The 21,296-nt window shown below is 60.7% G+C and carries 21 protein-coding genes; 10 read left to right on the plus strand and 11 right to left on the minus strand.

The annotated features are described in order from the left end of the window. Positions 1-149: 149 nt before the first annotated feature. Together QNH97_RS18820 and QNH97_RS18825 are read right to left on the minus strand one after the other, a co-directional pair. The gene (locus QNH97_RS18820; RefSeq protein WP_283553357.1) at positions 150-935 is read right to left on the minus strand and encodes a sulfite exporter TauE/SafE family protein; all 786 of its coding nucleotides are present in this window, start codon (positions 933-935) and stop codon (positions 150-152) included. Positions 936-1,045: 110 nt separating this feature from the next. After that, complete coding sequence (locus QNH97_RS18825) at positions 1,046-1,771, minus strand: hypothetical protein (RefSeq protein WP_283553358.1); 726 nt, start codon at positions 1,769-1,771, stop codon at positions 1,046-1,048. A 318-nt stretch (positions 1,772-2,089) separates the two neighbouring features. On the opposite strand from QNH97_RS18825, the gene QNH97_RS18830 reads away from it, so the two are divergent. Both QNH97_RS18830 and QNH97_RS18835 read left to right on the plus strand, forming a co-directional pair. Then, entirely contained in the window at positions 2,090-3,241 is a 1,152-nt protein-coding gene (locus QNH97_RS18830; RefSeq protein ID WP_283553359.1) for an aldose epimerase family protein, read from the plus strand. A gap of 110 nt (positions 3,242-3,351) precedes the next feature. Next, the gene (locus QNH97_RS18835; protein ID WP_283553360.1) at positions 3,352-4,173 is read left to right on the plus strand and encodes an aldo/keto reductase; all 822 of its coding nucleotides are present in this window, start codon (positions 3,352-3,354) and stop codon (positions 4,171-4,173) included. A 156-nt stretch (positions 4,174-4,329) separates the two neighbouring features. On the opposite strand, the gene QNH97_RS18840 is transcribed toward QNH97_RS18835, so the two are convergent. Next, complete coding sequence (locus QNH97_RS18840) at positions 4,330-6,693, minus strand: DNA polymerase II (RefSeq protein ID WP_283553361.1); 2,364 nt, start codon at positions 6,691-6,693, stop codon at positions 4,330-4,332. A gap of 359 nt (positions 6,694-7,052) precedes the next feature. Here QNH97_RS18840 and QNH97_RS18845 point away from each other — a divergent pair, with 359 nt between their 5' ends. From QNH97_RS18845 to QNH97_RS18865, 5 genes are all read left to right on the plus strand, one after another. Next, a complete protein-coding gene (locus QNH97_RS18845; protein WP_283553362.1) occupies positions 7,053-7,493 on the plus strand; it encodes a CBS domain-containing protein in 441 nt (146 codons plus the stop codon). A 70-nt stretch (positions 7,494-7,563) separates the two neighbouring features. Beyond that, positions 7,564-8,160, plus strand: coding sequence for a paraquat-inducible protein A (locus tag QNH97_RS18850; protein ID WP_283553363.1), 597 nt, complete (start codon positions 7,564-7,566; stop codon positions 8,158-8,160). 11 nt (positions 8,161-8,171) lie between these two features. After that, positions 8,172-8,816 (plus strand): paraquat-inducible protein A, encoded by a 645-nt coding sequence (locus tag QNH97_RS18855; protein WP_283557511.1) that lies wholly within the window; start codon positions 8,172-8,174, stop codon positions 8,814-8,816. Beyond that, positions 8,797-10,455, plus strand: coding sequence for a PqiB family protein (locus QNH97_RS18860; protein WP_283553364.1), 1,659 nt, complete (start codon positions 8,797-8,799; stop codon positions 10,453-10,455). Before QNH97_RS18855 ends, QNH97_RS18860 begins: the two co-directional genes overlap by 20 nt. A 17-nt stretch (positions 10,456-10,472) precedes the next feature. Continuing rightward, a complete protein-coding gene (locus tag QNH97_RS18865; protein ID WP_283553365.1) occupies positions 10,473-11,009 on the plus strand; it encodes a PqiC family protein in 537 nt (178 codons plus the stop codon). Between the two features lies 1 nt (position 11,010). Here the strand turns inward: QNH97_RS18865 and QNH97_RS18870 are convergent, their stop codons facing one another. Continuing rightward, the gene (locus tag QNH97_RS18870) at positions 11,011-11,640 is read right to left on the minus strand and encodes a glutathione S-transferase family protein (protein WP_283553366.1); all 630 of its coding nucleotides are present in this window, start codon (positions 11,638-11,640) and stop codon (positions 11,011-11,013) included. A 223-nt stretch (positions 11,641-11,863) separates the two neighbouring features. Between QNH97_RS18870 and QNH97_RS18875 the strand changes: the two genes are divergently transcribed. Then, positions 11,864-12,298, plus strand: coding sequence for a phage infection protein (locus QNH97_RS18875; protein ID WP_283553367.1), 435 nt, complete (start codon positions 11,864-11,866; stop codon positions 12,296-12,298). Positions 12,299-12,538: 240 nt separating this feature from the next. Here the strand turns inward: QNH97_RS18875 and QNH97_RS18880 are convergent, their stop codons facing one another. The 4 genes from QNH97_RS18880 to QNH97_RS18895 all read right to left on the minus strand — a co-directional run bounded on the left by QNH97_RS18880 (position 12,539) and on the right by QNH97_RS18895 (position 17,201). Then, a complete protein-coding gene (locus QNH97_RS18880; RefSeq protein ID WP_283553368.1) occupies positions 12,539-13,633 on the minus strand; it encodes a DUF1615 domain-containing protein in 1,095 nt (364 codons plus the stop codon). A gap of 925 nt (positions 13,634-14,558) precedes the next feature. After that, complete coding sequence (gene hemB / locus QNH97_RS18885; RefSeq protein WP_283553369.1) at positions 14,559-15,533, minus strand: porphobilinogen synthase; 975 nt, start codon at positions 15,531-15,533, stop codon at positions 14,559-14,561. Positions 15,534-15,648: 115 nt separating this feature from the next. Then, a complete protein-coding gene (locus QNH97_RS18890) occupies positions 15,649-16,506 on the minus strand; it encodes a PhzF family phenazine biosynthesis protein (RefSeq protein WP_283553370.1) in 858 nt (285 codons plus the stop codon). Continuing rightward, positions 16,503-17,201: a glutathione binding-like protein gene (locus QNH97_RS18895; protein ID WP_283553371.1), complete on the minus strand. Its 699-nt coding sequence runs from the start codon at positions 17,199-17,201 to the stop codon at positions 16,503-16,505. Before QNH97_RS18895 ends, QNH97_RS18890 begins: the two co-directional genes overlap by 4 nt. Positions 17,202-17,519: 318 nt before the next feature. On the opposite strand from QNH97_RS18895, the gene QNH97_RS18900 reads away from it, so the two are divergent. Next, entirely contained in the window at positions 17,520-18,194 is a 675-nt protein-coding gene (locus QNH97_RS18900) for a histidine phosphatase family protein (RefSeq protein WP_283557512.1), read from the plus strand. A gap of 59 nt (positions 18,195-18,253) precedes the next feature. Here the strand turns inward: QNH97_RS18900 and mnmH are convergent, their stop codons facing one another. Then, entirely contained in the window at positions 18,254-19,357 is a 1,104-nt protein-coding gene (gene mnmH, locus QNH97_RS18905) for a tRNA 2-selenouridine(34) synthase MnmH (protein WP_283553372.1), read from the minus strand. Next, positions 19,357-20,391: a selenide, water dikinase SelD gene (gene selD / locus QNH97_RS18910; RefSeq protein ID WP_283553373.1), complete on the minus strand. Its 1,035-nt coding sequence runs from the start codon at positions 20,389-20,391 to the stop codon at positions 19,357-19,359. The genes mnmH and selD overlap by 1 nt, the downstream gene beginning before the upstream one ends. Before the next feature lie 164 nt (positions 20,392-20,555). Between selD and QNH97_RS18915 the strand changes: the two genes are divergently transcribed. Then, entirely contained in the window at positions 20,556-20,837 is a 282-nt protein-coding gene (locus tag QNH97_RS18915; RefSeq protein WP_283553374.1) for a hypothetical protein, read from the plus strand. A gap of 5 nt (positions 20,838-20,842) precedes the next feature. Here QNH97_RS18915 and QNH97_RS18920 read toward each other — a convergent pair whose 3' ends face one another. Continuing rightward, positions 20,843-21,295 (minus strand): DMT family transporter, encoded by a 453-nt coding sequence (locus tag QNH97_RS18920; protein WP_283553375.1) that lies wholly within the window; start codon positions 21,293-21,295, stop codon positions 20,843-20,845. Between the last annotated feature and the right edge of the window lies 1 nt (position 21,296).

Consider the following 21,296-nt stretch of genomic DNA (forward strand, 5'->3'; position numbering starts at 1 on the left):
GCCTCTCCTTTTGATATCTACGCTGTACTGATTGCCCATGGCGGCGATTGTTCCGCGAGTCGCTCAATACTGCGCCTGTCTGCCCTGAAGCTTAGGCCAGAGGGTTCATTGCGCAACCGTGAGGGTAGCGAGCGCTGGAGGGGTGGGACTCAGAACGCCAACTTGAACCCGATCATCGCCAGCATCACCGCCAGGCATGGGCGCAGCACCTCGTCGGAGATGCGCCCCGACAAATGGCTGCCCAGGTAGATACCCGGCAACGAACCGATCAGCAGGAAACCCAGGATGTGCCAGTCCATGTTGCCCATGCTCGCGTGGCCCAGGCCTGCGACCAGGGTCAACGGCACCGCGTGGGCGATTTCGGTGCCCACCAGGCGCTTGGTGACCAGGAATGGGTAGAGGATGAACAACGCAACGGTGCCCAGGGCCCCGGCGCCGATGGAGGTCAACGCGACCATGGTGCCCAGCACGAGACCGGTGATGACTGTAAGCACATTGAGTCGCGTGCCAGTAGGGTTGTAGTGCCCGCCGGCGCGGTCATGGGCGAATTGCAGCAGGCGTTTCTTGAACAGGATCGCCAGGGCGGTGGCGAACAACACAAAGCCCAGGGCCTGCTTGATCACTGCGTTCATGGCATCGGGCGAGCTGTGCAGGCTGCTGAGGAACCACAGCGTCAATCCGACCGCCGGCACGCTGCCCAGGGTCAGCCAGCCGGTAATGGCCCAGTCGATGTTGCGATTCTTGGCGTGAACCAGGACACCGCCCGATTTGGTAATGGCTGCGTACAGCAAGTCCGTACCCACCGCAGTGGCAGGGTTGATACCGAACCACAACAGAATGGGGGTCATCAGCGAACCACCGCCCACGCCGGTCATCCCGACGATGAAACCGACCACCAGGCCTGCTACGACTAAACCGACATTACCGAAATCCATTAAACCCGTCTCAGCGCTACCGCGTGAAAAATCTGGCCGCGAGCATAGCGATTTTTCTTATAACTCCCTATATCGATGTGATCTATCTTTATTCCTTTTCAGACAGTACTTCATTGAACCGGCAGGAAGTTAAGGAATAACAGACTCTGGGCATAGTTCAGGCCGATCCGCCGATAGCGCTCATCCAACATCTGGGTCAAAAGGTCCAGTCGCGCGACGATCTTCCCGAACTCCACGGCGAAACTCAGGTTGCTGCCCTCCTCCGAGATCTCGTTGGAAAACAGCAGCAGCTTGCCGTCCTTGTTCTGTCGCTGGCTCAGCAACCAGGTGGCTTTTTCAATATTGCGTGCCGCGTTGCTGACAAAGCGTGGGTCGATGGCGTCGGTCATGTAGAACTCAAGACGATTGCCGTGGGCCGTGACCAGCATGCTGCCGATCGCATAGATGAACGCACCGACCCGATCACCGAGGAACTCCGGACTCATGGCATAGCTCAGGGCGGCCAGGTCCTTCTTGCCACCCAGGGTCGGCAGCGGTTGTTGCTGCTCAATGGCCATGCGCACCTGCTTCTCGGCGGCACGGGCATCAAGAAAGCCTGACTTGCGCAGTTCCTCAGGGTTGCGCAGGTAAAGCTTGCTCATCAGCAAGTAAAGGCTTTGCAGGTTGTCGCGCATCGACAGCGTGGCCATGCGGTCGACGCTGGTCTGCAGGAACTCCTGAGGCCTGGCATTACTGAACTGAGTGACCATGTCCTGCCCCTGCTGATGGCTGCAGCCACCGCTGAGCAGCATCAACGCGCCGAGCCACAACGTGGAACAACGACGTCGCAACCTCATCACAGAATAAAAAGCACCGGCCATCGAGTCTCGGTCTGGATAGGGGAAGCGATGGGGGTCGCCGCTTCCAGGCCATGGATAGAGCGGCAAAAACCGCAAAAGTGCAGTGCCTGGCAAAAATCCTCACCCTCGGGCTACGCTTGCCACACTCAATTAGTCTTACTTTTTAATTGATTAATCTCTATTTATGGCTATAAATCCCTTCTTACCACTCAAATAGAAAGACTACTAAACAGAAAAACCTTCAAAGCTGTCCGACCAGTAACGACTCGACCCGCGTTCAAAACAACAACAAAACAATAGAAGGAAGGTCATACCATGCTTGAATCCAGACATCTGCTCACGGCCCTCGGAGTGTCTCTGATGATCGCCACCTCGGCTTCCCAGGCTGCCGGCCTGACCAATGAACACGGTGCGTTCGGCAAGACCGATGACGGTACCCCGGTGGAAAAATTCGTGCTGCGCAACAGCCACGGCATGGAGGCCACTGTCATCACTTACGGTGGCATCCTCCAGTCGTTGAGCGTGCCGGACAAAAACGGCAAGGCCGCCGATATCGTGCTCGGATTTGACGACGTACAGGGTTACCAGAAGAACGGCAGCGTGTATTTCGGTGCAACCATCGGCCGCTTTGGCAATCGCCTGGCCGACGGGGCATTCGAGCTGGATGGCAAGCGTTACCAGGTACCGCAGAACGACCATGGCAACTCCCTGCATGGCGGGCCACAAGGGTTCGACAAGCGTGTGTGGAAAGCCCAACCCCATGATGGCAAGGATTCAGTGGGCGTCACCCTGACCTACCTGTCGGCGGATGGAGAAATGGGCTTTCCCGGAGCGCTGAAGACCGACGTTACCTACAGCCTCAACGAACAGAACGAATTGCGCATCGAGTACAAGGCCACCACCGACAAACCCACGGTGCTGAACCTGACCAACCACAGCTATTTCAACCTGGCTGGGGCGGGTAACGGCGACATACTCGAGCAGGTCGCGACCCTGCATGCAGCCCACTACACGCCGGTCACTGGCAAACTCATTCCCACCGGCGAACTGGCCCCCGTGGCCGGCACACCGATGGATTTCACCCAACCCACCGCCATCGGCACCCATATCAAGGCTGATCACCCACAACTCAAATTCGCCGAACCAAAACAGGGCGGCTTCGATTTCAACTGGGCGCTGGACGCCAAGGGCGACGTGAACAAACTGGCCGCCGAGGTGTATGACACAGAGTCCGGACGACGCCTGCAGCTCTACACCACCGAGCCTGGCGTGCAGTTCTACACCAGCAACTTCCTCGACGGCACCGTCAAAGGCAAGCAAGGCAAGGTCTACCCGCATTGGGGCGCATTCACCCTGGAAACCCAGCACTTCCCCGACTCGCCCAACCAGCCGAACTTCCCCTCGACGCGGCTTGATCCAGGCCAGACCTACACCCAGACCATGGTGTTGAGGTTCTCGGCAAAATAACGTTCCCGCCGACTGATCATCCCCACACTCCACGTGGGGACGATCATTTGTGAACACCTGGTCTATCCTGCTGCCACAGCACTATCTGGTCTGAAAAACAGGAGGTTGGCATGAAGACTCTGGAATTGGCCGGCGTACCCGTGCCCGTGATCGGCCAAGGCACTTGGCGCATGGGGGAGGAGCCGTCCCATCACAAGAAAGAAGTCGCGGCCCTGCGGTTGGGCATCGAGTTGGGCATGACCCTGATCGACACGGCGGAGATGTATGCCGAAGGCGGTGCCGAGGCCGTCGTGGGCGAAGCGATCACCGGTCTGCGGGACCAGGTTTTCCTGGTGAGCAAGGTCTATCCCCACAACGCCAGCCGCAAAGGCATTCCCCAGGCTTGCGAACGCAGTTTGCGCCGGCTCGACACCGATTACATTGATCTTTATCTGCTGCATTGGCGCGGACAGTACCCGCTGGAGGAAACTGTCGAAGCCTTCGAACGGTTGCGCGAAGAAGGCAAGATCGGTCGTTGGGGCGTGTCGAACTTTGATGTCGCCGACCTTGAAGAACTGGCCTCGCCGACCTGCGCGACCAACCAGGTGCTGTACAACTTGCAGGAGCGCGGTATCGAATTCGACCTGCTGCCCTGGTGCCAGGAACAGCGCATGCCGGTCATGGCTTACTGCCCGGTCGGCCAGGGCGGGCATCTGCTCAAGGACCATACCCTGGGACAGATCGCCGAACGCCATGGCGCGACACCGGCGCAGATCGCACTGGCCTGGCTGTTGCGCCAGGACAATGTCATTGCCATTCCCAAGGCCGTACAGCCTGAGCACGTGCGTCTGAATGCCGAGGCGGCGAACCTGAAGCTTGAACCGCAGGACCTGGCGGCCCTTGACCTGATGTTTCCCCAGCCTCAGGGCAAGCAGCGGTTGGCAATGGTCTAAAGCAAATGAGTTTTATGTGGCGAGGGAGCTTGCTCCCGCTGGGTCGCGCAGCGGCCCCATTTTTCCTGCGATCGCTGCGCGATCGAGCGGGAGCAAGCTCCCTCGCCACAACAGCAAAAAAACAAGAGCAACAGCAACAGCAACAAGCCGCAGTCTTTAGAACAACCCCATCTGCCCCCCCACCAACGTCGAGAAATCGTCATCCACAAACGGCAGGATCGCATCCGCTACCGGTTGCAGCTGTTTGCTCACGTAGTGGTCGTAATCAATCGGCGCGCTACGAATTTCCAGGGGTTCGGGGCCAGCGACGGTGATGACGTAGCTGATCCAGCCGCCATTCTGATATTGCCGTGGCCGGCCCTGGCGCTGGTTGAACTCGTCGGCCAGCCGCGCGGCCCGGACATGGGGCGGCACGTTGCGTTCGTAGTCCTCCAGGGGCCGGCGCAGGCGCTTGCGATAGACCAGCCGATCATCGAACGCGCCGGACAGGGTCTGTTGCACATAATCGCGCACATAATCCTGATAAGGCTGGCGGTGGAAGATTCGCCCGTACAGCTCTTGCTGGAACTGTCGGGCCAGCGGCGACCAGTCGGTGCGCACGGTTTCCAGGCCCTTGTAGACGATTTCATCGCGGCCATCGGCGCGGGTCACCAGCCCGGCGTAACGTTTCTTGCTGCCCTCCTCGGCGCCACGAATGGTCGGCATCAGGAAGCGTTTGAAATGGGTTTCGAACTGCAACTCCAGCGCACTCTCCAAACCGAACTCCTCTCGCACCTGCTCGCGCCACCATTGGTTGACGTGCGTCACCAGCTCATGGCCGATTTTCGCCGCCTCTTCCTGACCGTGGGCACGGCGCAGCCAGACGAACGTGGAGTCGGTATCACCGTAGATCACCACATGCCCCTGGGCTTCGATCAACTGCCGGGTGCGCTGCATGATCTGGTGGCCGCGCAAGGTGATGGACGACGCCAGCCGTGGATCGAAGAAGCGACAGCCACTGGAGCCGAGCACACCATAAAAAGCGTTCATGATGATTTTCAACGCTTGGGACAGCGGTGCGTTGTGTTCGCGCTTGGCAGTTTCCCGGCCTTCGGCGACCCTCGCGACGATGGCCGGCAGGCAATGCCGGGTACGTGAGAAGCGTGCGCCGCGAAAGCCGGGGATCGACTCGCGGTCATCCGGATGCCGTAGCCCCTCGATCAGGCCCACCGGGTCGATGAGGAAGGTGCGGATGATCGACGGATACAGGCTCTTGTAATCCAGTACCAGCACCGACTCGTAGAGCCCTGGCTGGGAATCCATGACAAACCCACCCGGGCTCGCTTCGGGCGGGCGCTGGCCGAGATTCGGCGCCACGAAACCCTGGCGATGCATCAGCGGCATGTACAGGTGGGTGAAAGCCGCCACGGAACCACCGCTGCGGTCCGCCGGCAAGCCGGTGACGCTGGCCCGTTCCAAGAGGAACTTGAGCAGCTCGGTCTTGGCGAAGATTCGCGTCACCAGCTCACAGTCCTTGAGGTTGTAGCGGGCCAGGGCCGGTTTGTCCTCGGCGAACATGCGGTTGATCTCGTCCATGCGCTGGTAGGGATTGTCGATGGACTTGCCCTCCCCGAGCAGCGTCTGGGCGACGTTTTCCAGGCTGAACGAGGGGAAACTCCAGGTCGCCGAACGCAGGGATTCAATGCCGTCGATGATCAGCCGACCGGCTGCCGAGGCGAAGAAGTGGTTGTTGCGCGCGCCGTGCTCGCGCCATTGCATTTCTTCCCCGCCACGGCCCAGGCGCAACGGCACGGCCAGGCGCCGGGCGTGTTCATGCAGCACTCGCAGATCGAACTGCACCAGGTTCCAGCCGATGATCGCGTCAGGGTCAAAGCGGGCGAACCAGTCATTGAGCTTTTTCAACAGCGCGGTGCGCGATTCGCAGTATTCAAGCTGGAAATCCACGCCGGTGTCGTCGCCATTGGGCGGCCCGAGCATGTAGACCTGGCGCTCGCCGCAACCTTCCAGGGCAATGGAATACAAATCGCCCTGGGCGGTGGTTTCGATGTCCAGGGACACCAGGCGCAACGGTGGACGGTACTCGGGCGCCGGTTTCATCTGGGCGTCACGCAGCAGGCCGTCAGCAGTAACTGTGCCGCCAAACCAGACGGGGGCAGTGATGAAGCGCTCCATCAGGTAGCGTTCCGGCGGTCGGATGTCAGCCTCGAACACCTCCACACCGGCACGGCGCAAGGTGGTGTCCAGGCGCATCAGTTGGCCGTGCTGCTGGCAATACAGCCCCAGCACCGGGCGATGCTCGAAATCCAGCAGGTCAAGGGGACGCAACTCGACGTCCTTCTCCCCTTGCAACAACGCTTCGACCTGACCGCGCTGAACCTGGGGCACGAACGCCACCGACGGCTGCACCGGCAGGCGCACGCGCCGGGGGCCGGCGTCGGTCGCCAGCCAGAACTCGACTTCGGTGCCGGCCGGGGTATCGCGCCAATGCCGGGTCAGGACGAAGCCCTGCTGTAAATCCACCGCTGCAACCTCGAATTTTGCGTGAGCCCGGATTCTACCTGTGGAGAGGAGACTTCACCTGCTCAACTGACAGGCTCTTGCTGACAGGCTCTTGTGGCGAGGGAGCTTGCTCCCGCTGGGCTGCGAAGCAGACCCGGTGGTTGGCTTTCGCCTCCAGAGACCGAGATGGCTGGTTTTGGGGCTGCTGCGCAGCCCAGCGGGAGCAAGCTCCCTCGCCACAGACAGTGCATGGCTGCATATCGAGGTGAATTCAGCTGTAATGACGTTTTTGGATGACTGGCCGCCGCTTTCCCGCTTGCTCTGCGCCGTTGGGTCTACGATTCTTAAACCACCCGCAAAAACAACACCTGAGGCTTCCCATGAAAACCGTCGCGCAGTTGCTCCGGCTAAAAGATGAGAAAAACCAGCAAGTGCACACCATCTCACCGGACGACATGGTATTGCAGGCCCTGATGCGCATGGCCGAGAAAAACGTCGGCGCCTTGCTGGTGGTGAAAAACGATGAAGTGCTGGGGATCATCAGTGAGCGCGACTATGCGCGCAAAATGGTCTTGCACGGCCGCTCGTCGGTGGGCACGAAGGTGAGTGACATCATGGTATCCCCGGTGATCACCATAGACCCGCAGCAGAATGTCGAAACCTGCCTGAGCATCATGACCGAAAAGCACCTGCGGCATTTACCGGTGGTCGAGAACGGCAAACTCGTCGGCCTGTTGTCCATCGGCGACCTGGTCAAGGAGGCCATTGCCGAACAGGCGGACCTGATCCGACAACTGGAGCAATACATTCGCGGCGAATGATCCGTCCGGGCGGGTTGCTCATTCTCAACGCACTTCTATATTGAAGGATGGTTCCTGCCCGAGCGCCCCGATGGCCGATACCGAGCGACTGATCATCTGTGAACATTGCGATGCGGTGTACGAGCCGGTGGTGCTCGTCCCGCATCAGAAAGCCTCGTGCGTGCGATGCCACGCGGTCATCCAGCGCTACGACGGCCTGAGCATCGAACAGCGCCTGGCCTTGAGCGTGACGGCCGCGGTGCTGTGGGCTTTTGCCAACGTCTATCCGGTGATGAGCATCCGGCTCCAGGGCCTGAGCAACAGCGCCACGCTGTGGGATTCCATCGTGGCCCTGAGCCAGGGGCCTATCACCTTTATCGCCCTGGTGGCCGCGGTGGCGATCATCGTTGCGCCGGCCTTGCAACTGGCACTGCTGATCTGGGTACTGGCCTATGCCTATGCCAACCAGCGGGCGCCAGGGTTCAACCTGTGCATGCGCAGCCTGGAAACCTTGCGGCCGTGGAGCATGCTGGAGGTGTGCCTGCTGGGCGCGCTGGTGGCCGTGATCAAGCTCGCCGGGCTGCTGGACGTGCTGCCGGGCATCGGCCTGTTCGCCCTGGCAGCCTTGAGCCTGCTGATGATCCGCATTGCCGGGCGTGATGTCCGCGACCTGTGGGAGCGCCTGTGAACGGCACACCGCTGGACACCCCGCCCCAGGCCAGTGACCTGAACCTGTGCCTTTGCCACAGCTGCGGCCTGGCCTGCGACATGACCGACGAGCCCGAGACTTGCCCGCGCTGCGATGCCGCCCTGCATCGACGCAAATCCGACTCCATTACCCGCACCTGGGCCTACATGCTGGCGGCGCTAGTGTTCTATATTCCGGCCAACCTGCTGCCGGTCATGAACACCGAGATGCTCGGAGAAGGTGCCGACAGCACCATCATCAGTGGCGTCATCGAGTTCTGGCAAGGCGGTGCCTGGGACATCGCCCTGATCATCTTCATCGCCAGTATCGCGGTGCCGGGCATCAAGTTCGTGGTGTTGACCCTGCTGCTGGTCACCGTGCAACGACGCAGTACCTGGGCCCAGGTCCAGCGGGCGAAGCTGTACCGGCTGGTGGAAGTCATCGGCTACTGGTCGATGCTCGACGTGCTGGTGGTGGCCCTGGTGGCGGCGCTGGTGAAGTTCCAGGCTTTGAGCGATATCGAACCGCGACCAGGCATCCTGTTTTTCGGCCTCGTAGTGCTGTTCACCATGCTCTCGGCCATGAGTTTCGACCCCCGGTTGATCTGGGACACCCAGCCCTGCGAGGAGATCCTGGATGAAGTCGCAAGCCACTGACGGGCAACGACCCGCACCGGGTCGCGCCCATGTCACCTCTCGCCGCTGGACGGTGTCACTGGTGTGGATCGTGCCGATCATCGCGGTTCTGGTGGGGCTGTCCCTGGTGGTCCACAACTGGCTGCAGGAAGGCCCGACCATCACCATCACCTTCAAGACCGGCCAGGGCCTGACTGCCAACAAGACCCAGGTGAAGTATCGCAACGTGGTCATCGGCCAGGTCACCGACGTGCAACTGAGCGACGACCAGAAGAACGTCACCGCCACGGTCAAGCTCGCCAAGACGGCCGACACCTTCACTCACGAGGACTCGGTGTTCTGGGTGGTACGGCCGCGCATCGGAGCCGGCGGTATCTCGGGGATCGACACCTTGCTGTCCGGCGATTTCATCGGGGCCGACGCCGGCCAGTCGAAAGTGCGTGCCAAGTCCTTCACTGGCTTGGAGAACCCGCCACCCATCACCTACGGCGAACCGGGCAAGCGCTTCACGCTGCATTCCCAGGATCTCGGTTCCCTGGACATTGGCTCGCCGGTGTACCTGCGCAAGATCCCGGTGGGCCAAGTGGTGTCCTACGCGTTGGACGCCGACGGCAAGGGCGTCAATATCGACGTGTTCGTCAATGCCCCCAATGATGTGTACGTCACCGAAAACACCCGGTTCTGGAATGTCAGCGGCGTGGACGTAAACGTCGGTGCCAACGGTTTCGCAGTCAAGACCGAATCACTCTCGGCGCTGCTGCTGGGGGGCATCGCGTTCCGCGCGCCGGAGTACAGTCCCAACGACAGCCCCGCCACCGAGGACAAGACGTTCGAGCTGTTTGCCGACCAGCAAAGCGCCCTCGCCCCGCCCAATGGCAAGGCACAGTACCTGGCCTTGCGTTTCGATCAGGCGCTGCGCGGGTTGCGGGTTGACGCACCCGTCGAGTTCCTGGGGGTAGAAGTGGGCAAGGTTGTCGCCATCAACCTGGACTTCGACGAGAAGCAGCGCAGCTTTCCGGTCAACGTCGGCGTCGTGATCTACCCTCAGCGCCTGGGCAGGGCCCATGAAAAACTGCTCAAGGCACTCAATCACAATCCAGACGACGAAGCCGCCGGTGCCCGCCTGATTGGCAGTTTCGTCGAGCGCGGCCTGCGTGCCCAGGCGCGCAGCGGCAACCTGCTGACCGGACAGTTGTACATTTCGCTGGATTTCTACCCCAAGGCGGAAAAAGTCGTCTTCGACCCTGCCGCCCGACCTGTCCGTATACCGACCATTCCAGGCAGCCTCCAGCAATTGCAGGAACAACTGCAGGCGATGGTCGAGCGGATCAATAAACTGCCGCTGGAAAGCGTCGCCAGCAATCTGAACGGCAACTTGGTGGAGCTGCGCAAAGGCCTGGCCCAATTCAACAGCAAAACCCTGCCAAGCGTACAAAACACCCTGCAAGATGTGAGCAAGACCCTGCAATCGGCCAACTCCACCCTGGCCGAAGACTCACCACAACGCGAACAACTGACCCAGACCCTGGACGACCTGGGCCGAATGTCGCGCTCGCTGCGCGAACTGTCCGACTACCTGAGCCGCCACCCTGAATCGCTGCTTCGCGGCCGTCCCAAGGACGCACCAGCGCAGAACCTCACATTCCCGGTGAAAGAATGATCACAGGAGCACGCCTTATGCCGCGGATGCTGAAATGCTCACTGATTGCCCTGGCACTGCTGCTCGGCGCCTGTCGCAGCGATCCCATCCACTATCACACCCTGAGCCCGGTCCAACCGGCCGACCGGACGCGCTCCAGCGTGGACATCCAGGTCGAGCAAGTCAGTGTCCCGCCTCAAGTGGATCGCACCCAGATGGTCATTCGCCAAGGCGACAGCGGGCTGGCGCTCCTGGAAACCGAATGGTGGGGGGCCAGCCTGGCGGATGAGCTGCACAGCAGCCTGGACGAACAACTGAACAACCCCGGCGCACCGAAGCTGTTGCTGCGGGTGGATGTGCAGCGTTTCGACTCGGTCCCTGGCCGTTATGCCCGCATGGACGTGCAATGGCGCCTGCGTAACCAGGGCAACGAAGCCCGCCCCCTCACCTGTCGCAGCAGCCTGCAAACGCCAGCAGGGGGCAGCATCGACGAACTGGTGACGGCGCATCAAAACAATGTCCGGCAATTTGTCGGCTTGGTACAGCAAGCCGCTTCACGCATGGCGTGTCCCTGATTCATTCCGGCCAATGCTGCGACAGGATCGGCGCAACGCGCGGATGGCGATCGATGCGCTCCAGCAGCCCATGAAACGCCGGACGGGCACTTAACATCGCTTCGCGCGTGCCTTGCCACTGAGTGATCACGGCGGCCAGGATGTCCAGCGCGCCCGGCTCGGCGCCGCTGAGAAACGGCCGGGCCGGGAATTGGTCGGCAAACAGCGCCCAGTTGCGATACAGCCGTTGCCGGGTACCGCAGACCAATTGCTGCCGAGTCGCTTCGTCCGCATCCTCCAGCCAGCGTTCCGGAAAGTCGATGATGCCGATGGGCGTATAGCAATGGGCGACGATATAGACCAGGCCCCGTATGGCTTGCGCGCGATGCCCAGGATCTTCCGGTAGCAACTTCGACTGTGGAAAGGACAGCCCCAGGTGAATCAAAATGGCTGCGGTTTCCGTCAGCACCGAGCCGTCCGGCAATTGCAGAGTCGGGACCAGCTTCTGAGGGTTCAGCGCCTCGAGTTCCTTCGCCGCAGCACTGTCCTCGGTCGAATACGCGTCGACCCGGCGGTACGCCACGTCGCACAGGCTCAGGGCAATCTCCACCGCCGAAGAGCCGGACTGGCTGTGGCCGAATAACTGATACATGAGCTTGCCTCCTGCTGGGTATTGAGCCCGGTAGAACCCGCGAATCCATCGGTGTTCCACTGGGCGGACGACACGCACCTTTCGCTATCACGCTAACCGAAGGTCAGTGAACGAGCTATCACTGCCGTCGATGTTCACCATCATGCCAATGAAGTTCTCTTGATGATTGCCCGGCGCAACAATGGCCCCACACCAACCCACTGCACCCCCGGAGCACACCATCATGAAACGCCAAATCATCCTCAGCTTCGCTTTCTCTGTACTGGCCGCCAACGTATTCGCCGCCTCCTCCCAACCGGTCGTTGCCGAGGGTGGCTCTGATCGACTGATTGAAAATCGCGTTGCCGAAGGCGGTGCTGATCGTCTGCTGGATCGTCGTGTCGCCGAAGGTGGCTCTGATCGCCTGATCGAAAACCGCGTTGCCGAAGGCGGTGCTGAACGTCTGCTGGAACGTCGCGTTGCTGAAGGTGGTTCCGATCGACTGATTGAAAATCGCGTTGCCGAAGGCGGTGCTGATCGTCTGCTTGAACGTCGTGTAGCCGAAGGCGGCTCTGATCGCCTGATCGAAAACCGCGTCGCTGAAGGCGGTGCTGAGCGTCTGCTGGATCGTCGCGTTGCTGAGGGCGGCTCTGATCGCCTGATCGAAAACCGCGCATGAGTTGCTTGACCGCAACAAATGATCGGCAATACACCCTGTGGCGAGGGAGCTTGCTCCCGCTCGGCTGCGAAGCAGTCGAAAACCGGCGGGTGCGGTGTGTCTGATGCTCCGCATTTGGCAGGTTTTGGGGCCGCTTCGCAGCCCAGCGGGAGCAAGCTCCCTCGCCACGGGTTTGTCGATTGCCTTAAGTGAACAGCATTAGGCCTCATCCGCCGGTTTTTCTCATGCCCCAACGTCTGGCTATCGCCCCGACGCCCGCGTCATGCATCGCTGATAACGCTCATCCACCCGCTTGGCAAACCACGCTGTGGTCAACTTGCGCGTGATTTTCGGACTCTTGAGCACGATTCCCGGCAATACGGCCCGCGGCAACGGCTTGCCCTCGGCCTGTTCAGCCAATTCGAACACACGCTTGTAGAGCTTGCTGTCTTCAAACGCCAGGCTATCGCCCTGCTCCAACTGATTGCGAATGGTCGGATTGCGCATGCCCATCGATTTGCCCAGCGTGCGCACTGCCAGCTCCGTACTGCCCGGCATGATTGAATCATGCATGATCAAATCCCCGTCCAGCGCCAGGGGAATACCCGACGCCCGACTCACCGCATGCTGGAAAGCCGCGTTGCGACTGGCGTACCACCCGGCATTGAAATCGGCGAAACGATACAGCGGCTCGGTGTAGCTCACCGGATAGCCCAGCAAATGCGCGATACCGAAGTACATCCCCCCGCGACGACTGAACACTTCCCGACGAATAGAGCCGTCCACCGCGTAGGGGTAATCCCGGGCAGTGGCTTGGGCAAAGGCGATGCTGACCTGCATCGGTCCACCCGTGTGCACCGGATTGAAACCGCCAAACAGGGTCTTGCCCAGCGGCACCATGTCGATGAAGTCATCGAAAATCTCACTCAACTCCTTCTCGCTACGCGCCCCGTTGAGCCGAGCGCTGTAGCTCTTGCCGTTGGGTGAGCGCACCTGCAGCGCGCCGGTGACCAATAGCTCCGGAATGTGCACTTTCGCCGCACGGCGGTTGATTTCCTGCCGAGCGATCTTGCCCAGCCCCGGCACCGCCGGATCAGCCTGGAACGTCGACTCCTGTTCGGTCACCGCCAGGACAGCACAGATGTTCTGCGTCGTGGGTGAGATCTGCTGAGCCGCAAAGGCCACATAGATGTCCGTGGCCCAGCCTTCGCGATCCGCAGTCTTGGCCGGCAACAACCGCACGATCTGCGCCTTGACCTCGGCAGGTTGGCGTTCAGGCTCCTGCGCCTGGCGACTGCCGCAACCGGCCAGAACCAGCAACGCGGCGAGGCTGATCATCAATCGATTGAGTTGCATGGTGCTCCATCAGGTTGGTTATTCCCGAGCAACCATACGATCAAAAGCGAGCACGGGCTATGTTCCGTCGCGCAGAGCAACAAAATGATGCGGGGAGGAAACCCATGTGGGAGCGAGCCTGCTCGCGAAGGCGTCGGCATATTCGACATCAGTGCAAGCTGACACACCGATTTCGCGAGCAAGCTCGCTCCCACAGGGGATTGGGGTGGATGTACGTTCTATGGACACCCTCGAAATCCATGTGGGAGCGAGCTTGCTCGCGATGACGTCGGCACATTTGACATCAGTGCAAGCTGACACACCGATTTCGCGAGCAAGCTCGCTCCCACAGGGGATTGGGGTGGATGTACGTTCTATGGACACCCTCGAAACCCATGTGGGAGCGAGCTTGCTCGCGATGACGTCGGCACATTTGACATCAGTGCAAGCTGACACACCGCTATCGCGAGCAAGCTCGCTCCCACAGGGGATTGGGGTGGATGTACGTTCTATGGACACCCTCGAAATCCATTGTGGGAGCGAGCCTGCTCGCGAAGGCGTCGGCATATTCGACATCAGTGCAAGCTGACACACCGATTTCGCGAGCAAGCTCGCTCCCACAGGGGATTGGGGTGGATGTACGTTCTATGGACACCCTCGAAATCCATGTGGGAGCGAGCTTGCTCGCGATGACGTCGGCACATTTGACATCAGTGCAAGCTGACACACCGCTATCGCGAGCAAGCTCGCTCCCACAGGGGATTGGGGTGGATGTACGTTCTATGGACACCCTCGAAATCCATGTGGGAGCGAGCCTGCTCGCGAAGGCGTCGGCATATTCGACATCAGTGCAAGCTGACATACCGCTTTCGCGAGCAAGCTCGCTCCCACAGGGGATTGGGGGTGGATATGGATCTTGCGTCAGACCGCATTCCCTGACGCTGGATCAGATCCCACTCAACGCCAAATCCATCGCAAAGTAAGTAAAGATCAGGTCCGCACCCGCCCGCTTGATCGCACCAAGACTTTCGCGCACCACGCGGGCTTCGTCGATGGCGCCGGCCTGGGCGGCGAATTTGATCATCGCGTATTCGCCGCTGACCTGATAGGCCGACAGCGGCAGGTTCGAAGCCTGGCGAATGTCGCGGATGATATCGAGGTAGGCACCGGCCGGTTTGACCATCAGCGCATCGGCGCCTTCCTGCTCATCAAGCAAGGACTCGCGCAGGGCTTCGCGACGGTTCATCGGGTTCATCTGATAGCTTTTGCGGTCGCCTTTCAAGGCACTGCCGCCAGCCTCGCGAAACGGACCATAAAGCGCCGAGGCGAACTTGGTGGAATAGGCCATGATTGCCGTCTGGCTGAAGCCCGCTTCGTCCAGGGCCCTGCGAATCGCCTGGACCTGACCGTCCATGGCCGCGGACGGCGCGATCACATCGGCACCGGCACGGGCCGCTGCCACGGCTTGCTTGCCCAGGTTGAGCAAGGTCCGGTCATTGTCCACTTCATGCCCGTGGAGTACGCCGCAATGACCATGATCGGTGTACTCGCAGAAGCACGTGTCGGACATCACGATCATTTCCGGCACCGCGTCCTTGCAGATCCCGGCCATGCGCGACACCAGGCCGCGCTCGCTCCAGGTGTCGCTACCGTCGCTGTTCAGATGATGGGACACACCAAAGGTCATGACGGACTTGATGCCGGCTCGGGCATAGCGCTCGATCTCGCCAGCCAGTTTCGATTCAGGGATGCGCGCCACGCCTGGCATGCTCTTGATCGGCACGAAATCATCGATCTCTTCTTCGACGAAAATCGGCAGAACCAGGTCGTTCAAGGTGAACTCGGTTTCCTGGAACAGGCTGCGCAGGCTCGCATTGCGACGCAGACGGCGTGGACGTGCTTCGGGGAACTGGCTGGACATGGGACTCCTGAGGTAAACGGGTGCTCGATCACAGGGGGCAAAGCTTATGCCCTGGTCGGCCAGGGCACAAACGCGGGCTTGAAAACAGAGTGTTACCCGCCGGGCAATAATCCCCTCACAAGGTCAGCGAGCCATTGATGCAAGTCACCACTGCGCCGCCAATCCAGACCTCCTCCCCCAACTGCTCGACATGAATGCGCCCGGCCCGGCCCATCGTCAGCCCCTGGCTGACCACATAGGACGTCGGCGCCAAACCCTTGGCCAGCATCCACTGGGCGAGCCCGGCGTTCAGGCTGCCGGTGGCGGGATCCTCCGGCATGCCGTCACCGGCAATGAAACCGCGCACCTCAAATTGCGCCTCATCGCCATCCACCGCCGGATCCCACGGTGCAATCACGCCCACGGCCAGATCCAGCAACTGATGATAATCGGGCTTGAGTGCCAACACTTGCTGGCGATCCTTGAGCATCAAGGCCAGCCAACCGGCACCGTTATCAACCCATTGCGCCGCGACAATCGCCTCGGCCGCCAACCCAAGCCCCCGGCGCACCCGCTCCAGCAGGTCGGATTCCAGCGCACCGGACTTGAGCAAGGGCGGTGCCAGGAACGCCAATCCATAATCGCTGCGGCGGATCCTGACCAGGCCGACGCCACACTCCTGCACGATCTCCAGCCCTTTCGGCACACCGCCGGCTTCGAGCCAGGCGTGACAACTGCCCAACGTCGGATGACCGGCAAACGGCAACTCGGTCGACGTGGTGAAAATTCGCACCCGGTAATCGGCCTCCGGATACCGAGGCTCCAGCAGAAACGCGGTTTCGCTGAGGTTGGTCCAGTTGGCGAACGCGACCATGCGCTCATCACTGATCTCATCCGCGCCGAGCACCACCGCCAGTGGATTGCCCTTGAGCGGCACGGCGCTGAACACATCCAGTTGCTTGAATTCGAATCGGCTGGCCATCGGGTCAGTCATTCCGGGATCTTCAGCCCGCGCGCCACGGCCGGTCGCGCCAGGAAGCGCTCCAATACCCGTGTTACATTGGGGAAGTTCTGGATGCCCACCAAATCACCGGCCTCATAAAAACCAATCAAGTTGCGCACCCAGGGAAAGGTGGCGATATCGGCGATGGTGTAGCGTTCGCCCATGATCCAGTCCCGCCCTTGCAGACGACCGTCGAGCACCTTGAGCAGGCGTTTGCTTTCCTCGACATAACGATCGCGAGGCCGCTTGTCCTCATAGTCCTTGCCGGCGAACTTGTTGAAGAATCCCAACTGCCCGAACATCGGCCCGATACCGCCCATCTGAAACATCAGCCACTGAATCGTCTCATAGCGCGCCGCCGACTCCTGGGCCAACAACTGGCCGCTCTTGTCCGCCAGATAAATCAGAATCGCCCCCGACTCGAACAACGCCAACGGCTTATCACCCGGCCCATGAGGGTCGAGAATCGCCGGGATCTTGTTGTTGGGGTTCAGGGAAAGGAACTCGGGGGACAACTGGTCGTTGCTGGCGAAATCCACTTTGTGGGGTTCATAGGGCAGGCCGATCTCCTCCAGCATGATCGAGACCTTGACGCCGTTGGGGGTTGGCAGGGAATAGAGCTGGAGCCACTCCGGGAATTGGGCGGGCCATTTTTGGGTGATGGGAAATGAGGTTATATCGGGCATGGGGGCAAGCTCGGAAATTAAGGAAAGACCTGAGAATAATCCAAGACGGTGGGCAGCATCACAAGCGCGTCATGGAATTCACGGCGGCCATTCTTAATTCCGCAACATCCTGTCGCTAACATTCGACCAGCCTCCAAGGAAGAGGCCTTACAGTGCACCGGATCAGCCGAGATCGAACCAAAGGGCTTCAGGAGACTCTGAGCAGTGCCCCTGAAAGAATCGGCGCGGTATCACGACAAGGAAAACACCCGAGGCCAGGCGCTTCGCGGTGCCAAGGTTTGTCAGCCTGACTCAAGATTGCTGAAGAATATTTATTCGATGATGAACCCACTGAATTTCGCCAGACGCTTCAACCACCGCTCGTGGCTGATGCTACCGACGCTGCTTGTGGTCTGTGGACTGGGCCTATTGCTGGAATCCAGCATCAGCCGCGCCCAGCCAGCCGACGGCACCCAGACCCTGGTGTTCCTGCGTCATGCCGAGAAACCCGTCGGCGGCCTGGGCCAGCTCAATTGCCAAGGCCTCAACCGCGCCATCGACCTGGCCACCCTGCTGCCGGAAAAATTCGGCAAGGCCGACTACGTCTTCGCGGCCAACCCTACCCGCAACGTCGAAGAGGGTGAGCTGGACAACTCCTATAGCTATATTCGCCCGCTGGTGACCATCAGCCCCAGTGCCATCAAGCTTGGGCTGCCGGTGAACATCAATTATTCGGCCAACGACACCAGCGACCTGGCTGACGAATTGCTCCACGACAAGTACCACGACTCCACCATCTATACCGCCTGGTCCAATGGCTATTTGCCGGAGCTGATCAACAAGGTCGCCGAAGAGGCGGTGGGCGAGGAGCAGGCCATTACCGATGAGTGGGCATCCAACGACTATGATTCGCTGTTCGTACTGACCCTGACCTGGCATAACGGCAAGGCCAGCCTCACCAGCCAGAGCTACAAGCAAGGTTTGGACAACGGCGAGGTAGCCTGTCCGACATAACCATTCGGTACTTTCCACTGTGGGAGCAAGCTTGCTCCCACATCAATTTTTCTCCCGCATTACCCGCCCCGCAGCGCTCGCTCCCGCAGATACTCCAACACCGCCGCCTGCTCCCCCGAGAACTCGATCCGCAAGCCCTTCTTTTCCCGTTGGAACACATACATCGGGTCGTAGTATTCACGCAGCAAGCCTTCGATCCAGGCGCGATGCAAGTCGACAGCACCGCTATCGGCCTGCTCGACAAGGGCAGCTTCCATGATCTCCATCAAACGCCGATGACGATCCCCGCCCAGGCGCTTGTGAATGTTGTTCAGGCTCGCCAGCAATCTTTCGGAAAACAGCGAGAACCCTTCGTCGCCATGGACGGCTATAAATTCGGCGCACAGGTTGATGACGTAATCGCGCAAAATCCGCTCGACCCGCCGCTCCAGGCTGTCTTCAAGCCAGACCATCGGAACCTGCTGCATGCGCTGGAACAAGGGCAACGGCAAGGCGCAACTGCCGACCATGCGGCTTTCATCCTCCAGCACGAATTGTTCGATACCGGCGGCGCGTTTTTTCAGCACATCCACCGCCAGGCGGTTCTCGAAATCGATGTTGGAAGGCTGCCCGGTGGCGCGTTTGCCAAAGCTTGAGCCGCGATGGTTGGCATAGCCCTCGAGGTCCAGGCTATTGCCCAACTGGGTCAGTACTTCGGTCTTGCCGGTGCCGGTCATGCCGCCCAACAACACCAGGTCACATTCGCTAACCGCGTGCTCGACGGTGTCCAAGAGGAAGGTGCGCATGGCCTTGTAGCCGCCACCCACCCTGGGGTATTCGATCCCCGCTTCGTCCTTGAGCCACTGCTGGACGATCTGCGAACGCAAGCCACCGCGAAAGCAATACAACACACCGTCGGGATGGGTTTTGGCGAACTCGGCCCAGGCCTGGATACGTTGCGCCTTGATTTCACCGGACACCAGTTGATGGCCCAGGACAATGGCGGCTTGCTGCCCTTGCTGTTTGTAGCAGGTACCGACGCGTTCCCGCTCGAGGTCGGTCATCAGCGGCAAATTGACCACGCCGGGAAATGCACCCTTGAGAAATTCGACTGGCGCGCGAGTGTCCATCATCGGCCGGTCGTTGAGGAAGATATCGCGGTAATCGGTGATGTCCTGGGTCATCAAGACACCTCGACCGCGTAGGTCTGTCGCTCAACCAGCTCGCCAATCGGCTCCAGCGCCAGGCCCAGTTCAACGGCCACCCGCAGAAACTCACTTTCGCCCTCGGGGGTGACGGCGACCAGCAGGCCGCCGCTGGTCTGCGGGTCGCACAGCACGCGCTTGTGCAGTTCCTGGACGCGACCGACCTTGCTGGCGTAGCTGTCGTAGTTGCGCAACGTACCGCCCGGCACACAGCCCAGGTCGAGGTAATACTCGACGCCCGGCAGACGCGGCACCGCGTCGTAGCGGATCCGCGCCGTCACTTGGCTACCATCGGCCATCTCCACCAGGTGCCCGAGCAGGCCGAAACCGGTGACGTCGGTCATCGCGGTCACACCTTCGAGCTTGCCAAAGCGGCTGCCAGGTTTGTTGAGGGTGCACATCCAGTCGCGAGCCAGGCCAACGTCGGCGGCGCGCAGCTTGCCTTTCTTTTCCGCGGTGGTGAGGATGCCGATGCCCAGAGGCTTGGTCAGGTACAGACGGCAACCGGCGGTGGCGGTGTCGTTGCGTTTCATGTGGCGCTTTTGCACCAGACCCGTGACTGCCAGGCCGAAAATCGGCTCAGGGGCGTCAATCGAATGCCCACCGGCCAGGGGGATGCCCGCCTCGTCGCATATTGAACGGCCACCGCGAATCACTTCCCGGGCAATTTCCGGGGCCAGCACGTTGACTGGCCAGCCGAGAATCGCAATGGCCATCAGCGGATCGCCACCCATGGCGTAGATGTCGCTGATGGCATTGGTGGCGGCGATGCGGCCGAAATCGAACGGATCGTCGACAATCGGCATGAAGAAGTCAGTGGTCGAGACCACCCCGCGCTCCTCGTCGATGGCGTATACCGCCGCATCGTCCCGGGAGGCATTGCCGACCCACAACTTGGGGTCAAGGTTCTGCGCACCGCTGCCGGCCAGGATCACTTCCAGCACTTGTGGCGAAATCTTGCAGCCGCAACCGGCGCCGTGGCTGTACTGGGTCAGGCGAATCGGCTCGCTCATGGGCATACCTCTCGTAAGTCAAGGTGGCCGATTCTACCAGCATCGCCAACGGCTCAGTGTTGCATCGCGATGGGGCTGAGTTGTACAGCTCACCCGATGGAATTTTCAGCCCCAGGCGGGATCATTTGAACATCAACCGCACGCAACCCATCAGGAGACCGTCGATGCCCCTCGCCCCCGCCGCCGACAGCACCCACCTTGACTACGGCCTCGACACGATGTTTGGTCGCGAGACTAAAAGCGTCGATTGCCAATTCGATGTCGAACGCCTCGACGCCGACGAACCGCCATGGTTCGCGCTGCACGTGCTCCCCCCGATCCCAGAGGATCTGGATAAGGCCCAGATCGTGGTGTTCAGCGCCGAAGGCCGGCGTATCAGCGGCATTGTCCGGCGAGCCAAGCGCTTGGCTGATGACAGCCTGCAATTGGAGGTGGAGCCCGACTGAACCGTTCAAGCCTGGCGCGCACTGCTGCGATACATGAACACCAGGGCCAATGCCAGGCAGGCCATGGCCAGGATCCGGCTACCGGACAATTCGATGGCCGGATTGCCCAGCCAGCCGAAGTTGTCGATCAGCATGCCCATGCCCAATTGCCCGACGATCACCGCCACTGTCGCCACCGCCGTGCCAACCCTTGGCACAGCGCCTACCATCACCATCATGTACACGACGCCGAACAAAGCCCCGCTGAGCTGCCATTTCGGCACATCCAGGAGGGTCAATGCATGGGCGGGTTCAAAAAACACGATCAGCAGCCCGGTGGTCACCGTGCCCACCGCGAACGTCAGCAGACTGCTGCGCAGCACTCCAACCGTCTGGCCCAAACGGCCGTTGATGGCCGCCTGCACGCTCAACACCGCACCGGCCGCGACGACCACTAGCAACAAAACAAACAGGTTCATG

This window comes from Pseudomonas sp. G2-4 (assembly GCF_030064125.1).
In the GTDB taxonomy this organism is placed as follows: domain Bacteria; phylum Pseudomonadota; class Gammaproteobacteria; order Pseudomonadales; family Pseudomonadaceae; genus Aquipseudomonas.